Consider the following 11,920-nt stretch of genomic DNA (forward strand, 5'->3'; position numbering starts at 1 on the left):
AGAAAAAAACGAATGTTACAAATAGATATTATTGAAGATATAAGAGATGAAAGATTTACTATAGAAGAAGACTGGATTAATCCAATATTTGCTAAGACATAATTTAAAAACAAAACTGGAAATTAATTATTAAAATTTCTTGGGGTAGGGGGAGGTGTAACTATTTTTAAGACCTATCGGTTTGCAGGCTTCCCAGTTATTCAAGTAAATGTTAAAAAAATAAATTTTAGTAAAAACAAATTTTTAACTGGAATTTTGATGCGAAATCTCTGAAATATTAATAAAGTAGTTGACATTTTATTATCAAATGCATATAATAGTCATAAATAAATAATTCCTAGTAAAATACTCGGAAATACATTGAAGAAGGAAAGTAATATAGATGGAATTTACAGAGAGAGAACCATTTGCTGAGAGGATTCTTATTGGAAATCTATATGAAGTGCCCTTTGGAGTTATGCACCGAATTAAGTAGGCTGCATCGGGTTTCTCCCGTTACAGAGATAGAGCATTATTTAGTGCTTGAACAAGGTGGATACTAGTATCAATTAGAGTGGAACCGCGGATATCACTTCGTCTCTATATGGGATGGAGTTTTTTTGTTTTGGCCAAAAATCACATGATATCTTAACAATATAAAAAAAGATTATAGAGGGAGATGATATAATGCTATTTAACAGCATACTAGATATGATTGGTAATACACCATTATTGAAATTAAACAATTTAGTAGAAAATAATATGGCTGATATTTATTTAAAGCTTGAGAAAACTAATCCGGCAGGAAGTGTTAAAGATAGAGCTGTTTTAGGAATGATTGAAAAAGCAGAAACTGAAGGATTATTAAAACCTGGCTATACAATTGTAGAACCAACTAGTGGTAATACTGGAATTGCACTTTCATTGATTGGCAAATTAAAAGGCTATAACGTTATTATCGTTATGCCTGAAACAATGAGCATAGAAAGAAGAAGCTTAATTAAAGCTTATGGTGCAAAACTAATACTAACTGATGGTACAAAAGGAATGAAAGGTTCTATAGATAAAGCTTTAGAACTTGTTAAAAACAATGATAAATTTTTTATACTAAATCAATTTACTAACACTGCAAATCCTAATAAACATTACGAAACTACAGCTGTTGAAATATTAAATGATTTAAATAATATTGACGCATTTGTAGCAGGTGTAGGGACTGGTGGAACAATTACAGGAGTTGGTAAAAAGCTTAAAGAAGTTAACCCTAAAATCAAAATTGTAGCTGTAGAACCTAAGTATTCTTCTGTATTATCAGGTAGCAGTGCTGGTGCACATAAAATTCAAGGTATAGGTGCTGGTTTTATCCCAGAAATTTACGATAGTTCTATAGTCGATGAAATTATAACTATAACAGATGAAGAAGCTTTTAGTACTACAAAAGAAATAGCAAAAATAGAAGGATTATTAGTTGGTTTATCATCCGGTGCAAATATAGCAGCATCTAAAATAATAGCATATAAATTAGGTAAAGGTAAGAAAGTGGTTACTTTATCTCCAGACGGTGGAAATAAATATTTGTCAATGGGAATATTTGAGTGATTCAGTCTTGTAATGGATAATATGTGGAGGTGATAATTTTGTTTGATTCTCTAAAATATGATATTAGAAACATCATGAATAATGATCCAGCAGCTAGAACCGTACTAGAAGTATTGCTTTTATACCCTTCAATCCATGCAATAATTTTATATAGAATAGCTCATTTTCTTTATAATCACAGAATGTTTTTCTTAGCTAGAGCTTTAAGTCAATTTTCAAGATTTTTAACTGGAATAGAAATACATCCAGGTGCAAAAATAGGTAAAGGGCTATTCATCGATCATGGTATGGGAGTCGTTATAGGCGAAACAACCGAAATTGGGAATAATGTAACAATATATCACTCTGTCACTTTAGGTGGAACAGGAAAAGATAAGGGAAAAAGGCATCCAACAGTAGAAAACAATGTTATAATAGGTGCTGGTGCAAAAATTCTCGGGCCTATTAATATAGGAGCTAATAGTAAAATTGGAGCTAATTCAGTTGTATTATCCGATATTCCTCCTTATTCCACCGCAGTTGGTATACCTGCAAAGATAGTAAAGAAAAATAACAGTAAAATTGTTGAAATCTATAATTATTTAGGGTACTCTAAAAAAATTTATAATGAAATGGTAATATAAAATAACTACATTAAACCATTCAAACTCGCCGCAACAGCTATCAATAGAGACATCAAAAGAAATATAATAAACGAAACAACAAGTGGCCAATTAAATACTTTTTCTTTTACTATAAGGTCATTGCTCACAACATACCTCGTGTATACTCCTTCATTCTTACTTGTTCTAGCAATGGCCTTTATTATTAAGTAGGAAACAATAATGGATATAAGCGCTAAAACAACCATAAGAACTACTTGTGTTATTGTTTCTGTTCTGTATAAGTTATCTTCCAATCTAGCATAAAAACTATTGGGAAATTTAGTTACAACTACAGATAAAGCATTATTCAAAAAATGCATTATAATAGACGCATATATAGAATTCGTATAATAAACAATCAAAGCTAAAATAATTCCAATAAAAAATGTATATGAAAATTGAAATAAATTCATATGAAAAATTCCAAACAAAAATCCGTTCATTATAACTGCTTTTTTAATGCTCATGCCCCTATATCCATCAAGTATGACCCCTCTTAAAAGCACTTCCTCACAAATTGCTGGAGTTAAAGCAGTACCAAAAAGTGCAAACCATATTGAATAACTTTCCAAATCTCCAAACAATAATTCACATTGATTTTTGAAAATAATATCAGCAACTGTGCCTACCAGTACTATAAATGGTTGTATTGCAAACGTAAGAAACACTACCAATATGATATTTTTTATTGAAATAGAATTCAATTTTAATGTTTCTTTGAAACTCCTTCTTTTGAAATAGACATATAATAAAGCTGGAATTAAAATACAAACATATTGAAATAATTCTTGAACCATTCCTTCTGGAAAAAACTCAAGAATCAAACTCCCTATAATTGTAATTATTATAACTAATAAAAAAAACAAGTTTGTTTCATACACTTTACCCCTCATGGATATCCCCCAATTTATTACTTATAGAAGCAAAATTTTATTTTATTTTCATCTATTACAAGACTAGCAGAAAATTGCGTACCTTTTTTTGAATTAAATCCATCTATAATGTCGGTACTTCCTTTGCTTATCAATTTTTTAATCTGCTGTGCCGGTATATCTATACCCGCTATATTTCCAATAAAAAAGTTACAACCATTCTTCCAATTAGTACATCCATACCCTTTACTGTTTTTTACTATATTTCCATTCTGACAAAAAGGACATACTCCTAAAATGTCCAAACTTCTACTAAAATCGATTTTTGTTTGATTATTCTTTATTATTTCAGAAAATATTTTTTCAATGTTTATTGCCCTGTTGTGTTTCAATACTTTTGTAATACTTTTTCTTATGTATCCTTCTAGTTTATTCATAAATTCATCTTTTTTTATATCATTATCAACCACCATTTTAAGTCCTTTTTCCCAACTTGCAGTAAATTTTGGATTTAAAAGACTTGGTATTGAATCTTTAATAACTCCATATATAGCTTCACCTTTAAGAGTTGGTGTCAATACTTGTGTTTTACTATTAGATTTAATATACTCTATTCTCTCAAGTTTTTTCAGTATTTCCGCTCTCGTTGCACTTGTTCCAATACCTGAACCTTTTATATGTTCCCTAAGCTCCTCATCTTCTATTAACTTACCTGCATTCTCCATAGCAAGAATAATTGTACCAGTAGTATATCTCTTTGGCGGTGACGTTTCACTATTTTTTATGAATATATCCTCGATTTCTACTTTTTCCCCTTTTTTTAGATTACTTAAAAACTTTAAATCTCCATCTCCTCTTTTCTTTTTATCAGTCTTTAAAACATCTAAGTAGCCACTTTCTACACAAACTTTATTATTTGAAAAAAAGCTCTCGCATCCAATTTTAGTAACAATACTAACTTTTTTAAAAACAGCTGGTGGATAAAATATTGATAAGAACCTTCTAACAACCAAGTTAAATATTTTTTTATCCAAATCACTCAAACTTTTATAATTATGTAGTCCCTCTCCTGTTGGAATAATGGCATAGTGATCAGTAATCTTACTATCATCAACATATTTTGTTTTACTAATTTTAGAATACCATTTATTATCTAGTATATTTTCTGCAATTAATTTTACCTCTGTATCACCAGTATATGCTGTTAATTTTTTGATATTCTTACTAATTTCCTTTGCAACTGCATTAGATAATACCCTGGCATCAGTTCTCGGATATGTTAGCATTTTCTTTTCATATAAATTCTGAATTCTACTTAAAGTTTGATCAGGATTTATTTTAAATATTTTTGAACATTCATTTTGAAGTTCAGCTAAATTAAAAAGCAGTGGAGCATTCTTTTTTTCAGTTTTCTTTGTAATACTTTCAACAAATACTTTATTTTCTTCTCCCGTTATATGTAATTTTTCTATTAACTTTTCTGCATTTTCTTTCTTCTTAAATCCGCTTGCATTGTATAATAAATTAGATTCGTGATACTCCGAACCTTCAACAGCTTTCCACTGTCCTTCATAAATATTTTTATCATCAATATTAAATTTCGCTATAATCTTATAAAAACTTGTCTTTTTAAAATTTCTAATCTCAATCTCTCTCTCAACTATCATTCCTAATACACATGACATTACTCTCCCAACTGCAATAACTATTTTCTCTTCTCCTATCATATTTGAAATAACTTTTCCATAAATTAAAGTCAACAATCTTGAAAAATTAATACCAACAAGATAGTCTTCTTTTGCCCTAAGATAAGCAGAATCCGCTAAATAATCATATTCTGAAAGAGGTTTTGCTTCTTTAATCCCTCTTTTAATCTCATCTTCTGTTTGAGAATCTATCCAAACCCTCTTCTTATTTTTGCCTTTAACTCCAATCATTTGATCAACAAGTCTGTATATGTACTCCCCCTCTCTTCCAGAGTCGGTACATACATAAATTGTGTCTATATCATCTCTTAACAAAAGCTGTTTTACAATTTCAAATTGTTTTGCAACGCTTTTAATAATTTCATATTTATACTCTTTTGGCAAAAAAGGAAGAGTACTCAAAGACCATTTCTTCAATTTTTCATCATATGCCTCTGGATAACTCATACTAACAAGATGCCCAACACACCACGTAAAAATAGCATTTTCTGATTCTATATATCCATTTCCTTTGTTTCCTTTTACTTTTAATACCTTTACATATTCCATTGCTACAGATGGTTTTTCTGTTATAAATAATGATTTTCCCATATAAATCCTCACGTTCTAATTTAGGCATTTTAAAAAAATAACTAGTCAATACATCTTTGACTTGTCATTTTCTTTCAAACATTTTCTTTCAAACACCTTAAAATGATTTTTAATATTATTATATATTAAAATGAATTTAAACACAAAATCTAAAAAAAGCAAAGAAAACTGCACAATACAGAATACTTTGCCTTTATAATCTATTTTATCGATTTTACAAGACTCCCACTTCTATAAGCGGGAGATTGAAGATTTTGCTTCAGGTGGAGTAGAGTCTCCACCTGAAGTCCCGATGTTTTGCTTTAGCAAAACGAGTTCACTATTTATCTCAACTTCATTTCCTGTCCAATAATTGCTTCCCAATTATTAAATATTGGTCTTATAACATGCGGTCCTATTTTAGAAATAAACACAAGCTGTGACACTTCTTTATCATCATCTATAAGTTTATAATCTATCTTTCTATTAACAACATCTACTTGATTCCATCCATCATCAAGTTTAAAAAAGCCTTTTATTCTATAACAATCTTTTGAGATAGCATCTATAAATCTTGTTAAATCTTCTTTCTTTACCTCACCAGTAAATGTCATATTCAATGTTTTTGGTTTAGTATCCTCTGTATTAGTTGTTTCTTCACTTTCAGCCCAATCATTCTTCATTAAATCTTCATTTAAGAAATCAAAACTGATATCTCCAAAGGAAGCCTTTCTTATTTCAGCTTTTGGATTAATTTCTCTTATTTTCTCTTCAATTTTACTTATAGTATCTTTATCAACTAAATCTATTTTATTTATTATAGCTAAATGACAATATTTTAGTTGTCTTTCTACAGTTTCCAAATCTTCTATTTGCTCTAAAAAGTGAAGTGAATCAATCAAACATATTGCCCCTTTGAATTCATATACATCACCTTTAGCAGCTCTAATTCCTCTTAAAATATCTCCAATATTTGAAGGATCTGCAAGTCCTGAACCCTCAACAAACAAATATTTCATTTCACGATCTGCTAATTCCATCATAGCTTTAACAAAAGATAATTTCAAACATGAACAGAATATAGAACCCCTATTTATTTCAACTAATTCCATACCGTCTTTTTCTATTATAGGACCATCAATTCCTATTTTACCAAATTCATTCATGATGACACCAACTTTTTCATTCGAAAGTTCACACAAAACTTTTCTCAAGAAAGTTGTTTTACCTGCTCCTAAAAATCCTGAAAGCAAATACAAATTGATTTTTTTATCCATAGCTATTCCCCCATAATTTAAAATTTATAACTAAGCTTCTTAATAAAAATATTTCACTTGATGTTTTTAATACAATCGTCCACTATAGTTTCTGCATTTTTTATCAAATTTTTTATTTCATCATTAGTAATGCTGTATATTATTTTAAGCCCTTGTTTCTCACTTTTTAAAACTCCTGCATCTTTTAATATTCTTAAATGCTGTGATAAATTCGACTGTGTAAATTCGATATTTTCATTGAGTTTACATACACATTTAGGCTCATCTAATAAAAACTTGACTATATCATATCTTATTGGATGACCCAATGCCTTAAAAATCCTAACAACCATATCTTTTTGATTCACAAAACCACCTCGTAATTATAGTTCTTCCTTAATATATTTTTTTACTTCATCTACTGAAAATACTTTTCCTGTTCCTTTTACCTCTTCGTTTATTACCAATGTTGGTGTTGTCATAACACCATAATTCATAATATCAACAATATCTTCAACTTTTATAATTTCAGCATCTATACCCAATTCATTTATAGCCTTTGTAACATTTTTATGAGTTTTATTACATTTTGGACATCCACTACCTAAAATTTTAATTATCACAATTTTTTCCTCCTCATTTCTTAAATTTAAATCACAAATTGAAGTTATTAAATTATTCCAGTAATAAATATATTGAATAAATATCCAACAATAACGATTCCAATTCCTGTAACTATAACAAAAGTAGCTATAAGCTTAGGTTTTATAACCTTTCTTAACAAAATCATTTCTGGAAGTGATAATGCTGTTACGGCCATCATGAAAGCTAATGCCGTTCCTATCCCCACTCCTTTATTTATAAGTGCCTCTGCAATAGGAATTGTCCCAAGTGCATTTGAATAAAGTGGAATACCACAAACAACTGCTACAAATACCGCAAATGGATTGTTAGGACCTGCATATTTACTTAATATTTCAGCTGGTGCATATCCATGAATAACAGCTCCCAGTGCAATACCTATAATTAAAAATATCCATACCCTTCCTACTATTTCTTTAACATTATCTATTGCAAATTTAAATCTTTCTTTTTGATTTAACTCTTTAATTACAGTATCCTTCATCTGCATCTTATATACATATTCTTCAACATGGTTCTCCATTTTAAATTTTCCAATTATTATACCACCCAAAGTACCAATAACAACTCCTGTAATCACATAAATCACTGCAACTTTTACACCAAATGATGCAAGCAATATAGCAAAAGCTGCTTCATTGACTATAGGTGAAGTAATTAAAAATGAAAAAGTTACTCCTAGTGGAATTCCAGCTTCAACAAAACCTATAAAAAGCGGAACTGATGAGCATGAACAAAATGGAGTTACTATACCCAATAATGCAGCCATAACATTTCCTATATTTCCATCAAACCGTTCAAGAATTTTTTTTGTTTTTTCAAGTGGAAAATAGCTTCTGATATAAGATATTGCAAATATCATAATTCCAAGTAAAATAATTATTTTTATTGTATCATAGAAAAAGAAATGAATACTAGAGCCTAATCTTGTTTCCATAGATACCCTAAATACATTTTCAACAAGAAGACTTATTAACTTATAAAGCCAATTAAACATAATTTTCGCCCTCCAAATATTATATAAGTATTTTCTAATATACTTATATAATATTTGATTGTGATGATTTTGTCAATATTAATTTTTTCTTTTATGAATAATTTCTAAATGTTTTTCATTTTTATCGTAAGGCATTTGAAAGAAAATAACAAGTCAAAGATGCGACGTATATTTTGTGAAATACAAAGAGTTGGGTTCCGCTGATAGTAGGTTCTATCAACGGGTTCCGACGATGAAGTAGTTCGCAAAATAGACTAGCATACTGACTAGTTATTTTTTTGAAAATGCCTAAACATTAATTGGCATTATTATCCCCAAATTTATTTGTCCATTTTTATAAATATCTTTTTTTAACAATACTTATTAATTTTTCCCTTTCATTTAATTTGGGATTTTTGAAAACTTCATCGAGTAGCTCTTCAAGTATAATTCCAATAGTTTTTCCTTTACTTACTCCTAAATTTATCAAGTCATTTCCATTTATGTTCAAATCTTTAATAAAAAGCGGATGTTTTTCATCAATTATTTTTTGACATCGTTTTTTGAGATTTAATACAATATCATAATTTCTATATTCTGGAGCAGAACCTCTTAAATCTGCTAACTGTAGATTGAACAAATCATTTAAATTTTCTATCCCAATTTTTCTCATATACTTTTTAATTGTATACTCATCCATATTTCTAAACATAATCAAATGTTTTTTTATTAATATATAAACTTTATCTATTGTTTTATTATCGAATTTTAATCTTTTAAGTATTTCTCTACTCATATTTGCACCTACAACATTGTGCATATAAAAGTGTCCTTGACCATCATCTCCATAAGTAAATACCTTTGGTTTTGCAATATCATGCAAAAGTGCTGCAAGCCTAGTTTCGAGTTTAGATGGAGTATTTTCAAGTACACATAGTGTATGTTCAAGTACATCTTTATCATGATGTTTATTATGTTGATTGAAATCTTTGCAATCATATAATTCTGGTATTATGTATTTCATAAGATTATATTTCATTAATAGTCTTATGCCTCGTGAAGGATAATTGCTAATAAGTATCTTTTTAAATTCATCCCTTATTCTCTCAGCACTTATATTTTTTAATAAATTATTATTTTTTATTAAGCTATCTGAAATATCTTTGTCAAGCTTAAAATCAAGTTGACATGCAAAACGAATAGCTCTCAACATTCTAAGAGCATCTTCATGAAATCTCTTATCTGCTTTTCCTACACATCTAATTGTTTTGCCTTTTAAATCTTTAATTCCTTCATGATTATCAATCAACCCTACTGAAGTATTATATGCTAACGCATTTACAGTAAAATCTCTTCTTTTGAGATCTTCCTCCAATGATAAAGTAAATTTAACGTTTTGTGGTCTTCTATTATCTAAATATTCACCATCGATTCTATATGTAGTTATTTCAAACATTTCTTCATCAATAATCACAGTTACGGTACCATGCTTTAATCCCGTTTCTATAACTCTATTATTACTTTTCTCAAAAAGTTGTGCAGTTATTTTAGGCAAAGCATTAGTAGTTATATCCCAATCATTTGGATTTTTATTAAGTAAACTATCTCTGACACACCCTCCAACAATAAATGCCTCAAAACCATTTTTATTTAAAACATTTAATATATAATCAACTTTATTAGGTAAGTTTATTATAACTTTATTATTTATCATACAATCACACCATTTCATATTATTCATAATCAAACTATTCGTACCATTTACATATTTGTAAATAAGTATACCCAAAATCAATAATTTTAACTAAATAAAAAATTCTGCAGAATTCCCTAATCTACAGAATTTTTGATTAATCTAAGTGAAAGCAAGTTGTTCTGCTCCTGTGTTTGAATCAATAACTTATTATAAATACGTCTTAGTTCCTCTGGACTTGTAATACCTTCTCTTTCATCGCTATTTGTATGCTCTCTAAAATATTGTTTAGTAGCTATATATTCATTATGTATGCTCTTTAAAATATCAATTATTTCTCCACTATCGACAGTAAAATTGATATCCATTACTACCACTCCCTTACTTAATATATACTACAAGCAAAGTAAAATTCCTCTTTCATGTTTATAAATACATATATATTTTTAATTTTAAAATATATTTTATTACATTGAAGGTATTATTATTTTAGTATAGAATATATATTAAGAATAAGTAAATATTGTTAGAAAAGGAGATAAGATATGCTTAAGAAAAGTTTTGAAATCCTCAAAAAAAATCCTATTTTAATTTTATTTTCATTAATATTTGAATTATCAAATATATCACTAAATTCAGATTTAGTAAAAAAATATCACTTGTTTTTTTCCTACTCAGCACTTATCATAATTATATTTTTTGTTTTGTCATTAATGTGTACCGCCGGATTTAATGCAATGGTAGGTGAAGCAGTAATTTCAGGCAAAACTAAAGTTTCTACATTCTTATCAGGAATAAAAAATTTCTCTTTGCGTTTATTTTTAGCAGCATTGTTGTTTGGCTTATTTGTTTTTGGTTATTCAATAATAATACTCATATTGTCCTTCATAATAGATATATCATCAAGTAACATTCCATCTATAGGAACCTTAATCATCCTCATTATAGTATTACTATCAACTTTGTTTTTGGCACCTCTTTTTATATTATGGGTTCCAGCAATGATATCAGATGATATTGGAGTAACGGAAAGTCTTCGTAGTGGAGCTGGTGTTGCAAAAGAATCATATTGGATATTATTTCTTAGTATCATAGTATTTATCATACCCGATTTCATATATGGGTTTATTGTTCTAAAAAATCTTTCTTTTAATATACAAAGTTTCAATATGATATCTCAAATGCATACTTCAGGTTTTTGGATATTGAAATTTATAGATGTTTTTTGGAATCTTATTTTTAATATATTTTTATATGTGCTTTATAAAAGCAAAACTGATTCTTCATACTCATTAGAAAGTATACAAAATTCTTCTCAGGATGTTGATGACAATAATATTGAGTAAGTAAAATCATCTTGTTAATACGTAAAACATTATTCACTTTTTAGTATAAAAATAAGCTACTAAAATGTTTTATATACACTTTAGTAGCTTATTTTTATTTTACCTGGCAGTGACCTACTCTCCCACACGGTCTCCCATGCAGTACCATCGGCGCTGTAAAGCTTAACCTTCGTGTTCGGAATGGGAACGGGTGTTGCCTTTACGCTGTAACTACCAGATTCTATTTTTGATATTAAATTCTCTCTATTAAACATAGAGCTGACTTGATGGCAACCGGAGTAATTCTTAACGCAAATCACAGATTTGCTAAATTACTCGTTAAATGTCATTTAGACATTTAACCCTTTACGCTATAACTACCAGATACTTAGTTTGTTATTGACGTTTGTGGTATACATCGAGAAAACATTGTTCTCTCAAAATTGCATAATGAACTGAATACCAATCTCCAGTTTCTCTAACCATCAATTATGAAATAATAGCGATTAGTGATTGGTGACTAGCGATTCTTTTTGGTCAAGTCCTCGACCTATTAGTATCGGTCAGCTAAATACATTACTGCACTTACACCTCCGACCTATCAACCTTGTGTTCTTCAAGGGGTCTTACTGACTTTCGTCATGGGAAATCTTATCTT

General features: G+C 28.9%; 11 protein-coding genes, 2 rRNA genes and 1 other annotated feature. Of the genes, 3 read left to right on the top strand and 10 right to left on the bottom strand.

Annotation, left to right across the window (positions count from 1 at the left end; translation table 11 throughout):
* Positions 1–351 precede the first annotated feature (351 nt).
* Positions 352–584, top strand: a binding site (T-box leader).
* Positions 585–666: 82 nt separating this feature from the next.
* A complete protein-coding gene (gene cysK / locus CLTEP_RS12085) occupies positions 667–1,578 on the top strand; it encodes a cysteine synthase A (protein ID WP_066827059.1) in 912 nt (303 codons plus the stop codon).
* 74 nt (positions 1,579–1,652) lie between these two features.
* A complete protein-coding gene (gene epsC, locus CLTEP_RS12090) occupies positions 1,653–2,201 on the top strand; it encodes a serine O-acetyltransferase EpsC (protein ID WP_066827077.1) in 549 nt (182 codons plus the stop codon).
* Between the two features lie 5 nt (positions 2,202–2,206).
* On the opposite strand, the gene CLTEP_RS12095 is transcribed toward epsC, so the two are convergent.
* The 8 genes from CLTEP_RS12095 to CLTEP_RS12130 all read right to left on the bottom strand — a co-directional run bounded on the left by CLTEP_RS12095 (position 2,207) and on the right by CLTEP_RS12130 (position 10,305).
* Positions 2,207–3,115 (bottom strand): type II CAAX endopeptidase family protein, encoded by a 909-nt coding sequence (locus CLTEP_RS12095; RefSeq protein ID WP_066827060.1) that lies wholly within the window; start codon positions 3,113–3,115, stop codon positions 2,207–2,209.
* Between the two features lie 17 nt (positions 3,116–3,132).
* Positions 3,133–5,391 carry a type IA DNA topoisomerase gene (locus CLTEP_RS12100; RefSeq protein WP_066827061.1) on the bottom strand — a complete coding sequence of 753 codons (2,259 nt, stop codon included), beginning with the start codon at positions 5,389–5,391 and terminating at the stop codon, positions 3,133–3,135.
* A 323-nt stretch (positions 5,392–5,714) separates the two neighbouring features.
* Positions 5,715–6,647: a CobW family GTP-binding protein gene (locus CLTEP_RS12105; RefSeq protein ID WP_066827063.1), complete on the bottom strand. Its 933-nt coding sequence runs from the start codon at positions 6,645–6,647 to the stop codon at positions 5,715–5,717.
* 53 nt (positions 6,648–6,700) lie between these two features.
* Entirely contained in the window at positions 6,701–6,994 is a 294-nt protein-coding gene (locus CLTEP_RS12110; protein WP_066827069.1) for an ArsR/SmtB family transcription factor, read from the bottom strand.
* A gap of 15 nt (positions 6,995–7,009) precedes the next feature.
* Positions 7,010–7,249 carry a thioredoxin family protein gene (locus tag CLTEP_RS12115; RefSeq protein ID WP_066827070.1) on the bottom strand — a complete coding sequence of 80 codons (240 nt, stop codon included), beginning with the start codon at positions 7,247–7,249 and terminating at the stop codon, positions 7,010–7,012.
* Between the two features lie 47 nt (positions 7,250–7,296).
* On the bottom strand, positions 7,297–8,265 hold the full coding sequence (locus CLTEP_RS12120) for a permease (RefSeq protein WP_066827072.1): 969 nt from the start codon (positions 8,263–8,265) through the stop codon (positions 7,297–7,299).
* Between the two features lie 334 nt (positions 8,266–8,599).
* Positions 8,600–9,958: a CCA tRNA nucleotidyltransferase gene (locus CLTEP_RS12125; protein WP_066827073.1), complete on the bottom strand. Its 1,359-nt coding sequence runs from the start codon at positions 9,956–9,958 to the stop codon at positions 8,600–8,602.
* A 116-nt stretch (positions 9,959–10,074) separates the two neighbouring features.
* Positions 10,075–10,305: a hypothetical protein gene (locus CLTEP_RS12130; RefSeq protein WP_084364936.1), complete on the bottom strand. Its 231-nt coding sequence runs from the start codon at positions 10,303–10,305 to the stop codon at positions 10,075–10,077.
* A gap of 177 nt (positions 10,306–10,482) precedes the next feature.
* Between CLTEP_RS12130 and CLTEP_RS12135 the strand changes: the two genes are divergently transcribed.
* On the top strand, positions 10,483–11,283 hold the full coding sequence (locus CLTEP_RS12135; protein ID WP_066827076.1) for a DUF7847 domain-containing protein: 801 nt from the start codon (positions 10,483–10,485) through the stop codon (positions 11,281–11,283).
* Between the two features lie 101 nt (positions 11,284–11,384).
* Here the strand turns inward: CLTEP_RS12135 and rrf are convergent.
* Both rrf and CLTEP_RS12145 read right to left on the bottom strand, forming a co-directional pair.
* Positions 11,385–11,501, bottom strand: a 5S ribosomal RNA gene (gene rrf / locus CLTEP_RS12140).
* Between the two features lie 294 nt (positions 11,502–11,795).
* A 23S ribosomal RNA gene (locus tag CLTEP_RS12145) occupies positions 11,796–11,920 on the bottom strand; the annotation flags it as partial.

This window comes from Clostridium tepidiprofundi DSM 19306 (genome assembly GCF_001594005.1).
In the GTDB taxonomy this organism is placed as follows: Bacteria; Bacillota; Clostridia; order Clostridiales; family Clostridiaceae; genus Clostridium_AC; species Clostridium_AC tepidiprofundi.